Origin of the sequence: Umezawaea sp. NPDC059074 (assembly GCF_042738955.1) — a bacterium.
GTDB lineage: Bacteria > Actinomycetota > Actinomycetes > Mycobacteriales > Pseudonocardiaceae > Umezawaea.
This window is the reverse complement of record NZ_JBHYHC010000021.1, coordinates 12,566-29,135: the sequence shown is the minus strand read 5'-3', so window position 1 is coordinate 29,135 and position 16,570 is coordinate 12,566. Positions and strand designations below refer to the sequence as shown.

The 16,570-nt window shown below is 74.1% G+C and carries 9 protein-coding genes; all 9 read right to left on the bottom strand.

Translation table 11 applies throughout. The features are described from left to right. Positions 1 to 2: 2 nt before the first annotated feature. From ACFWW9_RS12535 to ACFWW9_RS12495, 9 genes are read right to left on the bottom strand one after another with little or no spacing between them, the layout of a single operon-like run. Positions 3 to 2,165 (bottom strand): class I SAM-dependent methyltransferase, encoded by a 2,163-nt coding sequence (locus ACFWW9_RS12535; protein WP_390375312.1) that lies wholly within the window; start codon positions 2,163 to 2,165, stop codon positions 3 to 5. Beyond that, positions 2,162 to 3,136 carry a hypothetical protein gene (locus tag ACFWW9_RS12530; protein ID WP_390375310.1) on the bottom strand — a complete coding sequence of 325 codons (975 nt, stop codon included), beginning with the start codon at positions 3,134 to 3,136 and terminating at the stop codon, positions 2,162 to 2,164. The genes ACFWW9_RS12535 and ACFWW9_RS12530 overlap by 4 nt, the downstream gene beginning before the upstream one ends. Beyond that, on the bottom strand, positions 3,133 to 4,875 hold the full coding sequence (locus ACFWW9_RS12525; protein WP_390375307.1) for an ABC transporter ATP-binding protein: 1,743 nt from the start codon (positions 4,873 to 4,875) through the stop codon (positions 3,133 to 3,135). Before ACFWW9_RS12525 ends, ACFWW9_RS12530 begins: the two co-directional genes overlap by 4 nt. Next, positions 4,872 to 6,656, bottom strand: a complete 1,785-nt coding sequence (locus ACFWW9_RS12520) for an ABC transporter ATP-binding protein (protein ID WP_390375304.1) — start codon at positions 6,654 to 6,656, stop codon at positions 4,872 to 4,874. Before ACFWW9_RS12520 ends, ACFWW9_RS12525 begins: the two co-directional genes overlap by 4 nt. Continuing rightward, the gene (locus ACFWW9_RS12515; protein ID WP_390375301.1) at positions 6,653 to 11,821 is read right to left on the bottom strand and encodes an amino acid adenylation domain-containing protein; all 5,169 of its coding nucleotides are present in this window, start codon (positions 11,819 to 11,821) and stop codon (positions 6,653 to 6,655) included. The genes ACFWW9_RS12520 and ACFWW9_RS12515 overlap by 4 nt, the downstream gene beginning before the upstream one ends. Further along, positions 11,818 to 13,302 carry an ABC transporter ATP-binding protein gene (locus tag ACFWW9_RS12510; protein WP_390375298.1) on the bottom strand — a complete coding sequence of 495 codons (1,485 nt, stop codon included), beginning with the start codon at positions 13,300 to 13,302 and terminating at the stop codon, positions 11,818 to 11,820. Before ACFWW9_RS12510 ends, ACFWW9_RS12515 begins: the two co-directional genes overlap by 4 nt. Next, positions 13,299 to 14,078, bottom strand: a complete 780-nt coding sequence (locus ACFWW9_RS12505) for an ABC transporter permease (RefSeq protein ID WP_390375295.1) — start codon at positions 14,076 to 14,078, stop codon at positions 13,299 to 13,301. The genes ACFWW9_RS12510 and ACFWW9_RS12505 overlap by 4 nt, the downstream gene beginning before the upstream one ends. Continuing rightward, positions 14,075 to 15,016: an ABC transporter permease gene (locus ACFWW9_RS12500; protein WP_390375292.1), complete on the bottom strand. Its 942-nt coding sequence runs from the start codon at positions 15,014 to 15,016 to the stop codon at positions 14,075 to 14,077. The genes ACFWW9_RS12505 and ACFWW9_RS12500 overlap by 4 nt, the downstream gene beginning before the upstream one ends. After that, positions 15,013 to 16,566, bottom strand: a complete 1,554-nt coding sequence (locus ACFWW9_RS12495; protein WP_390375289.1) for an ABC transporter substrate-binding protein — start codon at positions 16,564 to 16,566, stop codon at positions 15,013 to 15,015. The genes ACFWW9_RS12500 and ACFWW9_RS12495 overlap by 4 nt, the downstream gene beginning before the upstream one ends. Positions 16,567 to 16,570: the final 4 nt, after the last annotated feature.

Sequence of the window (16,570 nt, the reverse complement as noted above, 5' to 3'; positions counted from 1 at the left end):
TCCTAGTCGTTCGAGGGGCGGGCGACGAACACCCGGTGGCCCAGGCGGTGCAGGGGATGTCCGGCGCGCGGCAGGCCGAGGACCCGGTCGAGCCCGGCGGCGTCGAGCACGCCGTTCCACTGGTCGAGGGTCAGGAACGTCGCTCCGGTGGCGGCCCGGCCGTCGGTGGGCTCGGCCATCAGGAACGCCTGCGACGTGAGGATCCACGGCTCCTCCACCGTCGGTTCGGTGAGCACGAGCCAGCCGCCCGGCGACAGCAGGCCGGTGAGCCGCCGCACCGACGCGTCGGTGTCCGCCGCCGCGTTGAGCACCCCGCCGCCGATGACCACGTCGAAGGAACCGGTGGCGTACACCGGGTCCGCGTCGATGTCGACGCGGTCGAACCGGACCCACGAGTACGCGCGCAGCCGGTCCGCCGCGCGGTCCAGGAAGTACCGGGACACGTCGGTGTAGAGGTAGTCGACCTCGACGCCCGTCGCGGCGAGCGCGGGCAGCACCCGGTCGGTCGTGGCCCCGGTGCCCGCGCCGACCTCCAGCACCCGCAGCGTCCGTCCAGCGGGCCACCGGGCGGCGATCCCGCCGAGCAGCGCGCCCACGGCCGCGTGCTGGTAGCGCCCGGTGACGTTCTCCCGGTACAGCGCGTCGGCGAGGTCCGTGCGGCCCTCGGGGAACAGCAGCGTCACGGCGTCGCAGGTGCCGTCGAGCAGGTCCGGCAGCCGTTCGGCGTTGCGCCGGGCGTACTCGACGGTCCCCGCCGACCCCGCCGTCCGCTCCCACGCCGTGGCCGCGTCGGTCCACGCGCGGTCGAGGGCGGCGTCGGAGTGCTCCTCCGGGTCGACCCCGTCCGCCAGCCCAGCCCGCCGCAGCGCCACCCGCCAACGACCGACCAGGGCCGGGAAGGCGACCGGCCGATCCCCGAGGCGCACCAAGGCGTTCAGCATCGACAGCAGCGCCGTGCGGCCGAACGCGTCCACCGCCGCGACGGCGGCGTCCAGGTCGATCCCGGCCAGTTCCCGGTCCGCCTGTTCTGCCACTGACGCCAGCAGGTCCGCCACGTCACCGAGATCCACGTCGTCCCGGACCAGTTCCACGCCGAAGGCGTCCCGCACGGCGTCCGGGACCTCCCCGCCGTGGTAGCGGATCCGCCGCAACGCCGACAGGTCGGCCAGCGGGAACGACGGTTCGGCGGCCAGCGCGCACACCGTCGCGGCGGCCAGCTCGACCTCGGCGACCCGCGATCGTTCGAGGTGCGCCAACACCTTCGCGGCGGGCCAGTCGGGCGGGATCCCCAGCGCGGTCGCGACGAACAAGGTCTGGCCCTCGACCGACAGCCCCTCCCCCACCGCGAAACCCGCCGCCGTCAGAGCGGCGTGCCAGCCGGGTCCGTCCAGGAACGGCGTGCCCACCCGGTTCTCCTCCCCGGACAGCAGGAATTGCATCGAGGTGAGGGTGGCGGCGTGGTCGGCGGTGGCCTCGGTGAACACCAGCCGCCCGCCGGGCGCGAGCACCCGACGGACGCGGCGCAGGGACCGGCCGATGTCGGCCGCGTTGTGCAGGACGTTGCCCGCCAGCACCACGTCCACGTCCCCCGGCACGGCGAAGTCGGCGTCCAGGTCGAGCAGCCGGAACGACACCCGCGGGTCGTCGCCGAACCGGTCGGCGGCGGCACGGGTGAACAGCGGCGACACGTCGGTGAACGTGTAGTCGTAGTCCCGGCCGCTCAAGGCTTTCAGGACCTCGGCGGTGCACAGGCCCGCGCCCCCGCCCAGTTCGAGCACACGAGGACCGGACGCCCGGACCACCTCACCCGCGGCGGCGTTGAGCCGCTGGGTGATCGTGTTGTCCTGGTAGGCGGCCAACGCGGTGAGCACGTCCCCGCCCGCGAACAGCAACTCCTGCACCCGGACCTCGTCCCGCAGCAACTCGGGCAGCCGCGCCAGGGCCTCGCGGTGGAAGCGGGCCATGGCGGGCGGGAAACCCAGCTCGGCGTAGGCGCGCTCGAACTCCTCCCCCGGCTCCACGTACCGGCCGACCTCGCGACCCGCCACCGCGATCCGCCACCGGTCGACCAGCCAGCCGTGCCGGGGCGCGGCGTCGGCGAACGGGGCCAGCGCGGCCATCGCCCGCAGGCAGACGTCCTCCAGGACGGCGAGAGCGGCCTTCACAGCGCCCCCTCCTCGACCGACAGCTCACCCTCGACCACGAACGGCGACGCGATCCCGCACTCCGCCAGCCGCGCCAGCGTGACCTCGGGGTCCAGCACCTCGGCGGCGAAACCGGACAGCGCCTCACCGCGGTCCACGGCGAGCACGGCCAACGCTGTCAGCGCACCGGTCAGCTCGCCGTTGCCCCGCCCGCGCAGCACGGCGGTCCGGGTGATCGGCTCGCTGCCCGACACCCCGTCCAGCCGCACGGCCAGCACCACGTGCGGCTCGCGGCCGGCCAGGTCCAGCGCGCTCGCCCGGACCAGGGCCGCCACGGCGTCGGCGTGGTCGAGCGTGCGCGCCCGGTCGAACGCCGTCCGCACGTGCTCGCCGCTCACGGCCGTGTACCAGTCGCCACGGGCCAGCTTCAGCGCCGCGGCCAGCCGTTCCTCCTCGCGCCCCAGGTGCGGCAGCAGCGTCACCTCGTCGGCCAGGAACGGCAGCGCCACCCCGGTCCGCCGGGTGAGCACGCCGGACACCTTGCCCTCGCGCCACGCGGCCAGCGGCTCGCTGTCGGAGGCGTGCAGGTAGTCGGCGGCGGCGGTCGCGGTGAACCGGTCGAGCACCGCCAGGTGCGCCACCAGCCCGTGCACGGCGTCGAACTCCCGTCGCGCCAGCCAACGCGGCAGCAGCCCGGTCAGCCCCGGCCGCAACCCCGCCCCGGTCACGCCCGGACCGTCCACCTCGGACGCGTCCACGTACCCGGCCCCGGCGCGGAGCGCCGCCCGCGCGACCCGGTCGCCGACCGCGTGCGCCGGTCCCGAGCAGTTCACCAGGACCCGGCACCCGGCCGCGAACCGGTCGAGCGACCCGTCGTCGCGGTGGTCGACGTCCCTGCTCCCGCCGAGCCGCAGCGGCCCGACGTCCAGGTCCCGCAGCACGCGGACCGCGTGCGAGCCGACCTCCCCGGTGGCTCCGACGACGCCGATCACCGGGACTCCTCCGACACCAGTCGCCACCCGCGCGTGCGGCGGCGTTCGGCCCAGAACTCGGTGTACCGGCCGCCCGCGGCCAGGAGTTCCTCGTGGGTACCGGCTTCGGCGATCCGGCCGCCGTCCAGGACGAGGATCTGGTCCGCCGCCACGACCGTGGGCAGCTTGTGGGCGATGACCAGGAGCGTCGAGCGGTCCATCAGGCAACGCAGGGCGTTCTGCACGTACCGCTCGTTCTCCGGGTCGAGCGCCGCCGTCGCCTCGTCCAGCAGCACGATCGGCGCGTCCTTCAGCACGGCCCGTGCCACGGACACGCGCTGGCGTTCACCACCGGACAGCGACGCGCCGCCCTCGCCGACCCTGGCCGTCCACCCGCCGGGCAGCCGGTCCACGATCTCGTCCACGCCCGCGATCCGGGCGGCCTCGCGGACCTCCTCGTCGGTCGCCGACGGCTTGCCGACCCGGATGTTGGCCTCCAGGGTGTCGTCGAACAGGTACACGTCCTGCATCACCACGGAGAGCTGCGCCATCAGGTCCTCCGTGGACAGTTCGCGCACGTCCCGGCCGCCGACCAGGACGCTGCCCGAGTCGACGTCGAACAGCCGCATCACCAGGCGGATGACCGTGCTCTTGCCCGACCCGGACGGGCCGACGACGGCCGTCATGGTGCGCGGCGGGATCCGCAGCGACACGCCGTCGAGCACCGGAGTGCCCACCTCGTAGCCGAACCCGACCCCGGCCAGCTCGACCTCACCGGGCTTGACCACCGTCTGAGACACCTCGGGCACCGCCAAGGGCTTCTCGTCGAAGATCGCGGCGAGCCGGTTCAGGTCGTTGGCCGCCATGCGGGCCATCCCGCTGATCCCGGCGACCTCGGCCAGCGGCCCGACGAACCGGGCCGTCAACGCGATGAGCGCGATCAGCGTCACCGGGTCGATGGCGTCGTTCACCGCGAGCAGCAGGCCGATCGCGATCACGACGGCGAACGCGAGCTGCACCGCCAGACCGTTGGCCAGCAGCCGGGGTGCGGCGAGCCACAGCAGCTTGTTGCCCGCGACCCGCTGCCCCTCGATGGCGTCCTCCAGGGGCCGGTAGCCCTCGGTGGTCCGGCCGAACGCCCGCAGCACCTGCTGGTTGCGGGCGAACTCGACCACGCGGTTGCCCGCCTCGGCGCCTGCGGCGTCGGTCAGGTGCTCGCCGCGGCCGACGGACGTGACCGCCCAGCGGTGGACGAGCCACAGCAGCGGCGCGCACAGGATCGTGGTGAGGCCGAGCCGCCAGTCCAGGAACAGCATCGCCACGGCCACGGTGGCGGGCGACAGGATGCCGCTGGCCAAGGGCGTGAGCATGTGCGCGAAGACGTTGGTGACCATCAGCGTGCCGTTGGTGGCGCTACGGGACAGCCTGCCGACCTTCTCCGAGGAGAACCAGCCGAGCGGCAGCGTGGCCACGTGGTCGCCGAGCCGGTGGTGCAGGCTCGTCAGCGTCACGATCGCCAGGGCGAAGCCCCGCATCGCCTGCTGGTAGCGGGCGACGCACGTGGCCGCGACGAGGACGAGCACCAGGAGCACCCAGCGCCACGCCGTGGTGAGGTCGCCGGTCAGCAACGCCGTCAGCACCGGGAACAGCGCCACCATCGCGAGGCCCTGGAGCACGGAGTAGGCCACCAGCCAGGCCAGGTAGACCTTCACGGCCCGGTCGTGCGCCGGGCCGAGGATCTTCATCAGGTCGCGGATCATCGGGTGCCCCCGTCGGTGTAGGCGGCCCACATGCGGGCGTAGCGCCCGTTCGCGGCCAGCAGTTCGTCCTGTGTGCCCCGCTCCACGACGTGGCCGCCGTCCAGCACGACGACCTGGTCGACGCCCGCGATCGTGGCGAGCCGGTGCGCGATCACCAGGACCGTCCGGCCGCGGGCGAGGACGGACAGCGCGTCCTGGATCCGCGCCTCGGACTCGGGGTCGGCGTACGCGGTGGCCTCGTCCAGCACGAGGATCGGCGTGTCGGCGAGCAGTGCGCGGGCGATGGAGACGCGCTGCGCCTCGCCGCCGGAGAAGACCGCGTCCTCGTCGACGACCGAGTCGTACCCCTTGGGGAGAGCCATGATCCGGTCGTGGATACGAGCGGCGGTGGCCGCCGCGACGACCTCCTCGTCGGTCGCGTCCGGACGGCCCAGGCGCAGGTTCTCGGCCACGGTCCCGTGCAGCAGCCGCACGTCCTGGAGCACGAACCCGACCTTGCGGTAGAGCACGTCGGGCGCGATGCGCCGCACGTCCACCCCGCCGATCCGGACCGCGCCGGACGTGACGTCGTAGAACCGGGGCACCAGCTTGGCCAGCGTCGACTTGCCCGCGCCGGACCCGCCCACCAGCGCGGTGACCGTGCCGGGCGCGCAGCGCAGGTCGATGCCGGAGACCACGGTGTCCGTGCCGTCGTAGGCGAACGACACGGCGTCGAACTCCACGTCGTGGCCCAGCGGTTCGAGCGGGTCGGTGGGGACTGGCAGTGGCGGGGTGTCCAGCAGCGCCACGAGTCGGCCCGCCGCGGCGGTCGCCTTGCGCTGCGCGGTCACGCCCTGGTTGAGCACCAGCAGGGTCGACGGGATCACCATCGCCACCAGGACCTCGGCCAGCACCTCGACGGGCGTCACCCAGCCCTCGGAGACGAACCAGATCCCGCCCGCCAGGCTGGTCACGGCGACGACCGGCGCGGACAGCGCCATCGACGTGAGGGCTTCGAGCTTCAGCATCGGCCGCACCCAGCCCGCGTACTTCTCGCCGAACTCGCCGACCGCCCGGTCGTACGCCCGGTGCGCGCGGTTGGCCTGGCCGAACACCTTCACGACGGTGATGCCGTGGACGAACTCGACGATCGCGGCGGACACCTTCGCGACCCCGGCGTCCATCTCGACCATCTTCGCCACGAACCCGCGCATCATCGAGCCGTACGCGACCAGGTAGACCGGCAGCGTCACGACCGCGAGCAACGCGAGCCGCCAGTCGAGCCACCACAGGTAGGCGATCCCGGACAGCGGCAGCACGATCGCGCCGGTCATCTCCACGTCGTGGTGCGCCACCAGGTGGTGCAGGTCGTCGATGTCGTCCTGCGCGGCCTTGCGCACCAGCCCGGAGTTGGTGTCGGAGTACCACCCGAGCGGCACCTGCCCGAGCCGGTGGACGATCCGCCTGCGCAGCAACGCTTGGAGCTTGGAGTCGGCCACGTGCGTGACCGACAGGCCCACGCCGTTGCACGCCCAGCCGACGACGAGCGCCAGCGCGACGACACCCGCGATCACGCCGACCGCGCCCGCGTCGACCGGTCCGGGCTTCAGCAGCGCCCGGCCGAGTTCGGCGATGCCGACGAAGGGCACGAGCGTGGTCAGAGCACCTACGGCGGTCAGCGCGATGCCGAGCCGGGTCAGCCAGACGACCGGCGCGCGCAGGTCCTTCAGCGCCGCGTCGGTCGTGCGGACGTCCGGCGCGGGCGTTTCCGTGCGGGCCTGGTCTTCGACCAGCGTGGTCACGTGGTCACTCCCTTGGTGATCGCTGCGCCGAGGTGGCCCGCCACCACGTCGAGGTGGGGCGGCTCGATGACGCTGAAGTGGTTGCCGGGCACGTCGACGACGGTGAACTCGCCGAGGCAGGTCTCCCGCCAGAACGGGGCGGCCAGGTGGCCGACGCCCGCGGTGATGCCGAACGACTGCTGCTCGGTCGCCCGCAGGAACGTGATGTCGCCCGCGTACGGCTCGGGGTCGAAGCGGGCCGCCTTCATGCTGTGCCGGGTGACGCGGAACAGGGCGGGCACGAGTTCGGGCCCGACGGGCACGCCCGCCTGGTTCGCCGCTGCCGCCGCGTACCCCGCGAGCCGGTCCTCCTGCGTGCGCTCGTGCTGCCTGCGCACGGCCGCGGCGACGGCCTCCAGGCCGGGATCGCCGGTCAGCGCGGCCATCGCGCCCGCCGGGACCTTGCGGTCGTGCTCGGTCATCAGCAGGTCGATGGCCCGGTACACGTCGGCGCCGTCCACGTCCGGTCCGAACACCGCCTCGACCGGGTCGAGGTTGAGGTTCGGCACGAAGATGGCCTCGAACGCGAGTTCCTCGTCGGTCTCGACGAACATCGGGATGCTGTCGACCAGGGTCAGGTCCGCCACGTCCACCCCGCGTTCCAGCAGCCGCCGCGCCACCTCCGTGGCGAGCAGGCCGCCGAGGCAGTAGCCGATGAGCTGGAACCGGGTGTGGCCCTCGGCGAGCAGCCGGTCGGTGTAGTCGTCGGCGACGCGGGCGATGAGGTCCTTCGGCGCGGTCTGGCAGTACACGTCCGCGTCGGCCACCGCGAGCCCGACGACGGGGCCGAGGTCCTGCGCCACCAGGGCGTTCGCCAGCGAGTGGAAGTAGTCCATCGTGCCGAGGGCGGCGTGGAACAGCACCCGCGTGGGACCGTCGCCGCCGCCGCCGAACGGCACCAGCAGCGAGTTGCCGGTGGCACCACGGCTCGCGACCGGGGCCACGACGGCGGTCCCCCGCAGCGAGCGGGCGAGCGCGGCCACGGTCGGCTCGTTGAGCATCTGCCGCAGCAGGGTGTCGTAGGGGACGTCGGCGGCCTCGGGCACGTCCTCGCGGAGGCGGCCCGCGACCCTGGCGAGGATCAGCGAGTCCGCGCCCCGGTCGTAGAAGCTCTCGTGCCCGCCGATCGCCGGGATGCCGAGCGCGGCGGCCCAGAGCGCGCCGAGCCGGGCCTCCAGCTCGTCCGGCGGCGGGCCGTCGACGTCGACGTCCTCGGTGGTGGCCGCCGGTCGCCAGCCCGCGAGGACCTTGCGGTCGACCTTGCCGTTGCCGGTCAACGGCAGGTGGTCCACGACCTGGAGGTGCGACGGCACCATGTGCGCGGGCAGCCGTTGGGCCAGGAACGCGGTCAGCTCGGTCGGGACCACCGGCACGCGGTCGGTCTTCACCCGCGCGGCGAACAGGTGGATCCCCTGCGCGGCCTGCGGGTGGTCGGCCTCGGGCAGGCACAGGGCCGTCCCGCCGACCAGGTCCAGCCACCGCTCGCACGACCGGAGCGACGGGCCGTCCATCATGAAGCCCTGCGTCAACAGGATGTGCGGGTGCTCGGCGGTCGGCTCGGTGAACACCAGCCAGCCGCCGGGCGCCACCAGGTCCAGCACCGCCTCCGGGCGTTGGACGCTGTTGAGCACGCCCGCGCAGAGCACGACGTCGAACGAGTTCGGCGCGAACCCCTGGGCGCGGTGGTCCTGGTCGAGGTCGAACAGCCCGAACCGGACCCCGGCGTGGGAGCCGAACCGGTCGCGCGCCTCGGCGAGGAAGAACGGGGAGACGTCGGTGAACAGGTAGTCGACGTCGTGGCCCGCGAGCAGCGGCAGGACCGCGTCGGTGGTCGACCCGGTGCCCGCGCCGATCTCCAGCACCCGCAAGGTCTTGCGGTCGTGCGCCGCGGCGATCCGGTTGAGCAGCGCGGCGGCGGCGTGGTTGAGGTAGCGGAAGATCGCGGAGTCGCGGTAGACCGCCCGCGCCTGGTCCATGCTCCCCTGGGGGAACAGCAGCTCGAACGGGTTCTGCTCGCCGTCGAGCAACTCGTGCACGCGGTCGACGTGCGTCCGGTGGAAGTCCAGGAACTCCGGCGTGGTCAGGCCGTCGTCGGCCAGCCGCGCCCACGCCTCCTCGGCCGTCACGTCCGGCACGCCGTCGGCGACCAGCGTGCGCCACCGGTTCGCCAGCCACTGGTGCCGTTCGGCGACCTCGCCGTGCGAGGCGAGGGCGTCGCGCATGGACGCCAGCGCGGCCTCGTGCAGCAGGCGGACGTGCTCGGCGACCTGGTCGGCGGTGAAGCCCGCGACCTGCCGGTCGGCGAACCGGCCCACCGCGCTGACGTCCAGGTCCGGCGGGGGTTTCGCGCCGTAGGCGGGTTCCACGAAGGCGAGCAGGGCACGTTCGCCGTGCCGCTCCCCCGCGACGACCGCCGCGGCGGCCCCGACGCCGTCGTGGGCGAGCAGAGCGGCCTCCACCTCGCCGAGTTCGATCCGGTGGCCGCGGATCTTGACCTGGTCGTCCTCGCGGCCGAGGAACTCGATCTCGCCGCCGGGGAGGTACCGGCCGAGGTCGCCGGTGCGGTAGAGCCGCTGCCCGTCCGGGTGGGTGGGGAACCGCGCGGCGGTCAGCTCGGGGTCGCCGAAGTAGCCGGTGGCCAGGCCGTCGCCGGTGATGTGCAGCTCGCCGGGAGTCCACACCGGACAGTCGCGGCCGTGGGCGTCCAGGACGCGGAAACCCTGGTTCGCCAGGGGAACGCCGTACGGGATGGACGTCCAGGACGGGTCGACGTGGCCGATCGGGTGGTGGATCGACCAGATCGCCGCCTCGGTGGCGCCGCCCAGGCTGATCAGCTCCAGGTCGGGGGCGAACGCGGCCAGCTGCGCCGGCAGCGTGACCGGGATCCAGTCCCCCGAGAGCAGCGCGAGCCGCAGCGACGGGACCGGGACCGGGTCGGTCTCGAAGTAGTGCGCGAGCATCTGGAGCTGGGCGGGCACGGAGTTCCACAGCGTCACGCCGTGCTCGGCGACCAGCGCGGCCCAGTGCGACGGGTCGGCGGGTCGGGCCGGGTCCGGCAGCACGATCGAGCCGCCGACGGACAGCAGCCCGAAGACGTCGTACACGGACAGGTCGAACCCGAGCTGCGCCAGGCCGAGGACCCGGTCGCGCGCGGTCACGGAGAACCGCCGGTTGACGTCCTGGACGGTGTTCAGCGCGGCCCGGTGGGTGATCATCACGCCCTTAGGGTCGCCGGTCGACCCGGACGTGTGGATCACGTACGCCAAAGCGTCCGGATCCCCCTGCGGAGCAACGGGAATCTCGTCCGCGGGCGGGATGTCATCAAGCGCGGTCAGCACGTGCCGGACCCCGGCCAGGAGCTTGTCCCGGCGCAGCGGCGGCTGGGTCGTGTCGACGGGCAGGTAGACGCCGCCCGCCAGCAGCACGCCGAGCACCGCGACCACCTGGTCCGGCCCCTTGTCCAGCACGATCGCGACCCGCTCGCCGGGCTCGCACCCGGCCGCCCGCAAGAATTTCGCGACTCCCCCGGCACGGAGGGCCAGGTCGCGGTAGGTCAGCGTGCCCGCCGGTCCGAGGAGCGCGACGGCGTCCGGCGTCCGGGCGGCCTGGGCGAACACCTCGGCGTGCAGCAGGGACGTCGGCAGCGGCGCGGCGGTGTCGTTGGCCCGGCGGCGTTCCTCGACCTGCCACGCGGGCAGCGCCACCGGGTCGGCGGCCAGCCAGGCGTCCGGGGAGTCCGCCAAGTCGACCAGCAGCGCCTCGAACGCGACGGCCATGTCCTCGACCAGCCCGTCGGGGAAGACGCCGCGCCGCACGTCCCAGTTGACCTGGAGGCCGTCGGCGTCGTCGGTGACCTGGCAGTCCAGGAACACCTGCGGCGTCTGGGTGATGCCGAACCCTGTCCGCCCGCCGACACCGATGGCACTGGTGAACACCACGGGCATGAGCGCGGCCTCGCGGTCGCGGCGGCGGGCGATCTCGCGGACGACCTCGACGCCGGAGTGCAGCCGGTGGTCCAGGTCGGTGAACAGCCGCTCGCCGACCTGCCGGGCGTGCTCGTGGAACGGCACGCCCACGCCGTCCTCGACGGCCAGCAGCGTCACGGAGGTGAAGTCGCCGACCAGCCGGTCGACCTGCGGGTGCAGCGGCTGCCGGTTGAGCAGGGTGAGGCTGAGGCCGAAACGCGGACGGCGGGACCAGCGCTGGAGCACGGCCGCGTAGGCGGAGAGCACGGCGGTGGACGGCGTGACGCCGTGCGCGCGGGCGTGGCCGCACAGGGCGTCCCAGCGGGCCGCGGACAGCCGCATCGGGTGGCGGTCGAAGCGGACCGGGCCGGTCGACTCGGCGATCCGGGTGGGCAGGTCCGGCGCGGTGGGCAGGTCGTCGACCCTGGCGAGCCAGTAGTCGCGGTCGCGGCGGTAGCGGGCGGTCTCGCGCAGCCCGCGCTCGGCCAGCAGGTAGTCGCGGAAGGTGATCTCCAACGGCGGCAGCTCGGCGGCCGGGTCGGCCAGCAGCACGTCCAGCTCGTCGAGCAGGACGCCCGCGCTGGCCCAGTCGGCGATCAGCGAGTCCATCGAGATGTGCAGGACGCCGGGCGTCACGCGCAGCTCGAACAGCGGCCACACGTCCGTGGCGTGCATCCGGTGGCCGAGGTCGGCGCGCACCGCGTCCCGCGAGTCCTCCAACGGGACCCGACATCGGGGGACCTCGGGCAGCACGTGCTGGTAGCCGTCCGCCTCCACGACCGCGCGGAGCATGTCGTGCCGCTGCACCAGCCGGTTCCAGGCGTCCTCCACCCGCGCCGGGTCCAGGTCCGGGTACTCGACCTCCAGGTAGCCGTGGCAGGCCACCCCGCCGTAGCCGAACGGGTCCTGCCTGCCGAGCAGGTACGCGGTCTGCACGTCGGTCAGCGGGAACGGTTCGGCGCGCGCGGCGGGATCGGCCGTGACCACGGGTGTGGCGTCGCGGGCGAGCAGGTCGACGATCTCCGCCTTGTGGGCGCGCAGCGCGGCCCGCCGGTCGTCGGTCAGCACGCCTCGGGGCGCGCGGAAGCGGATCTGCCCCTCTTCCGCCCAGAGGTCCACCCCCAGGCCGCGCAGCTCGTCGACGATCTCCGGTGCACTCATACCAGCGAAGCTCCTTCTGGGGACGGGGGGACGAGCAGACGGGCCACGAGCGCCTCGGGGTCCTCGGCGGCGGGCAGCAGGTCGGCGGTCGGCCCGGAGGACACGACCCGACCTCCCGCCAGCACCAGCAGGCCGTCCGAGGCGGACGCCGCGACCCACGGGTCGTGCGTGATCAGCAGGACCGCGACGCCGAGGTCGGCGCGCAGGTCGGTCAGCAGGTCCAGGACCTCGGCCTGGGTGCCGGTGTCGAGCGCGGACGTGACCTCGTCGCAGAGCAGGACCTCCGGCCGTCCGGCGAGCGCCCTGGCGAGCGCGACCCGTTGGCGTTGGCCGCCGGACAGCTCGCCCGGCTGCCGGGAGGCCATCGCCGCCGGGAGGCGGACGGCGTCGAGCAGCCGCGCCACCTCGGCGTCCTGCTCGGCACATCCCCGGAGGCCGCGCAGCAGCCGCAACGGCCGGGCCAGCGCGGTCCGGACGTCCTGGCGGGGGTGCAGCGCATCGGCCGGGTTCTGCGCGACCAGGCCGATCGCGGCGCGGTCGGCGCCGGTGCGCCCGCGCACGTCCGGGGCGAGCGCGACGCCGTGCAGCAGGACTTCCCCGGCGCTGGGCCGGTGCAGTCCGGCCAGGCAGCGGGCCAGGGTGCTCTTGCCGACGCCGGACACGCCGAGCACCGCGAGGCACTCGCCGCGGTGGACGTCGAAGTCGATTCCCGTGAGCACGTCGGTCCCGTGGTAGCCCGCGCCGAGCGACCGTCCACTCAGGACCACGGTCCGGTCGACCGCGGGACGTCGGGCTGTCCGGGGCGAGGACGTGGTGACCATCTCGCGCACCGGCCGGTCGTCCACGACCTTGCCGTCGTCGAGCACCACCACGCGGTCCACCAGGGACCGCACGGTGCCGAGGTCGTGGCTGACCCACAGCAGGGCGACACCGGTGTCCCGCAGCCGGCGGACCTCGTGCAGCACCTCGGCTTTCGCGACCAGGTCGAGCGCGGTCGTCGGCTCGTCCAGCACGAGCAGCCGGGGCGAGCGGGCCAGCGCGGCGGCGAGCACCACGCGTTGCTGCTGGCCGCCGGAGAGCTGGTGCGGGTAGCGGCGGGCGAACGCGCTCGTCAGCCCCACGCGGTCCAGCAGCTCGCCGACGTCCTGGCCGCCCGCGGTGCGCAGGATCGACGAGATCCGGGCGTACGGGTTCAGCGACGCTCCGGGGTCCTGGCCGACGTAGCCGATCGTGCCACCGCGCACGCCCGGTGCCGGATCGGGCAGCATGACCTGGCCCCGCACCAAAACCCGGCCGCCGTCGTGGCGCACGCCTGACCTCAGGTGGCCGAGCACGGCGAGGGCGAGCGTGGTCTTGCCCGACCCGGACGCGCCGACGAGCCCCACGGCCTCGCCGTCGGCGACGGTCAGGTCGACGCCGTCCAGGATCGCCCGGTCCCCGGCCCGCAGCCGCAGCCCGCCGACCTCCACGAGGGGGCTCATCCGAGCACCGACCTCGACCGCTGGGCGAGCCCGTCGGACCCGAGGTTCGCGGTCACGGCGACCAGCGCGATGCCGAGCACCGGGGCCAGCAGCGCCCACGGCTGCAACGCCGCTCCCGGCAGGGCCTCCACGATCAGCAGCCCCCAGTCGGAGGCGGACGTGCTGAGGCCCAGGAACCCGGCCGCCGCCACGAGGTACACGGCCGTCACGAACCGGAGGCCGAGGTCGGCCAGCACCGTGCCCGCCACCAGCGGCAGCACCTCGCGGCCCAGCAGCCACGCCCAGCTCTCGCCGCGCGCCACGGCCACCTCCACGTGGGCCCGGCCCACTACCTGCTCCGCCGCCGCACGGGTGACCCGCGCGGACAGCGGCACGCCCGACAGCGCGACCGCCAGCACCAGCCCGGTGCGGTCCGGCAGCGCCGTGAGGACCAGCAGCAGCACCAGGATCGGCGGCACCGCGGCGAGCACGTCCAACGGCCGCAGCACGAACCGGCTCCGGCCGGGCGTGGCCAACGCCGTGAACAGCCCGGCCAGGACACCGATCCCGGACCCGACGAGCGCCGCCACGACGCTGGTCAGCAGCATCGGCCGACCGCCGTGCAGCAGCCGGGAGAACACGTCCCGCCCGAGGTGATCCGTGCCGAGCGGGCCACCCACCCCCGGCGGGGAGTACGGCGGCGCCACGGGCGCGGTCGCCGTGTGCGGGGCCAGTTCCGGGCCGACGAGGATCGCCAGCACCACCAGCGCCACCACGGTCCAACCGACGCGCCTCACCGCGCCACCGCCGTGCGCAGCCGGGGCGTCAGCAGCACCACGGCGAGGTCCGCCAGCACCAGCACCAGGAGCATCGCGCCACCGAGGAGCAGCACCAGCGCTTGCACGACCGGGAGGTCCCCGATCTGCACGGACGACACCAGCAGCTCCCCGATCCCCGGATACCCGAACACCTTCTCCACCAGCACCGCGCCGCCGACGAACGAGACGCCACTGACGAGCCACACCTGCACGGCCACCGGCAGCACGGCCGGGACGACCGCGCGCCGCAGCACCACGGCCTCGGACGCGCCGCCCAGCCGGAGGAACTCCACGTGCGGGCTGGTCAGCGTCGTCGCGGCCGACGCCCGGATCACCCGCACCGCGTAGGCCAGGCCCACCAGCAGCAGGCTCAGCACGGGCAGCACCAGCACGTCCGGGTGCGCGAGCGGACTCGCGCCGACCGGCAGCAGCGACACCGCGGGCAGCACCCGCAGCGTCACCGCGAACAGCAGGACCAGCGCTCCCGCCACGACGAACTCCGGCACCGACACCAGCAGCAGCGCGCCCGTGGACACGATCCGGTCGACCGCCCTGCCGCGCCGCCACGCCGCCCACACGCCCAGCCCCAGCGACAGCGGGGCCAGCAGCAGCACGGAGATCCCGGCCAGCACGGCGGAGTTGCCGACGCGGTCGGACAGCAGCGCCGTGACCGGGCGGCCGGACGCGGACGTGCCCAGGTCTCCCCCGGCGAGTCCGGCCAGCCACTCGCCGTACCGGACCAGCACCGGCCGGTCCAGGCCGAGGTGGTGCCGCAGCTCCGCGACCCGCTCGGGCGACGTGCCGGGCCCGACCCGGCTGGTGACCGGGTCGCCGGGCAGCAGGTCGACCCCGACGAAGACCACCAGCGACAGCAGGGCCAGCGAGCCCAGGCCGGTGAGGAGTCGTCGGGCGATCACGCCAGCCCGGCCTTGCCGAGGTAGGGGTACTTGGGCTGGTCGCGGACGTCGACGCCCGCCACGGTCTTGCGCGCCAACGACAGCACGTCCGCCTGGCCCCACACGACGGTGTTGCCGTGGTCGAACATCACGTCCTGCACGTCGGCCCACGCCTGGGCGCGCGCGGCCTCGTCGGCGCTGCCGACGGCCGTGCCGAACGCGGCCGTGAGCTTCTCGTCGGCCAGCCCGAGGGGCGGGTAGGCGCTCAACCGGCCGTACATCACCGTCAGCGGGATGCCGCCGCTGGAGAACGCGACCGCGTTGGCCGCCGCGACGGCGTTCGGCTCGAAGAACTCGGCCGGGCCGACGACCTCCGCGCGAGCGTTGAGGCCGATCGCCTTGAGCTGCTCGACCAGGAGTTGGGTGGAGGCGTTGTAGCCGATCTCCCACTCCGCCGTGCGGATCACGACCTCGGTCTTGGCCGCCCCGGACTCCGCGACCAGCCGCTTGGCCTCGTCGACGTTGCGGGTGATCGGCGCGCGTGAGCTGAAGTACTTGGCCCCGGCGCACAGCAGGTCGTTGCCGGGCACTCCGTAGCCGAGCAGCACGGAGTCCACCAACGCCTGCCGGTCGACGGCCAGGCGCACGGCCTTGCGGGCGCGCGGGTCGTCGAACGGCGCGCGGGTCGTGTTGAGCACCCAGCCGAACGCGGTCCGGTTGGCCTCCCCCGCCGTCCGCACCTCGAGATCGGCCGACGCGACGCCGGTCTTGGCCGTGGTGAACGGGATGTCGCCCGCGTAGTCGGCCTGGTCGGTGACGACGGCGTTGACCTTCGCCTGCGGGTCGGTGAGGCTGAGCAGCACCAGCTCGTCGGCGGGGGCCTTGCCGCCCCAGTGGTCCTCGAAGCGCTTGAGCCGCGCCTCGCGCCCGGCCTCGAACGCCGTCAGCTGGTACGCGCCGGTGCCGATCGCGGTCGTGCCCGCGAACGCCGCGCCGTTCTTCACCACCTTGCCGGGGAACGCGGCCAGGAACAGCGCCGGATCGCCGATCGGCTGGCGGGCCGGGACCACGAGGGTGAGCGGGTCCCGCACCTGCACGGCGGTGAAGTCGAAGTACCTGCCGAGTTCGCTGGGGTACGCCCGGTCCGCCGAACTCATGTAGGTGAAGCTGTAGACCACGTCCTGCGCGGTGAACGGCGTGCCGTCGTGCCACTTCACGCCGTCGCGGAGCTTCAGCGTGAACGAGGTCGCGCCGGGCCCGACCTCCACGCCGGTCGCGAGTGCGGGCACGACCTCGCCCGCGTGCAGCGTGAACAGCGAGTCGAACACGACGTCGCTGCGGACGAAGTCCACGGGCGAGCCGCTGCCGAACGGGTCGAGGTTCTCGGCGGCCCCACCGCCGGTGAAGACGGCGCGCAGCACCCCGCCCGGTCTGGCGGTGGTCACCCCGGTGTTCCGCACGGGTCCGGCGGCGGGCGCGGAGGTGCCGCAGGCGCTGAGGAACGCGCCCGCGCCTGCCACGCCGAGCGCCATCCCGGCCGTGCGGAAGAGGTCGCGGCGGTTGATCGACATGAGG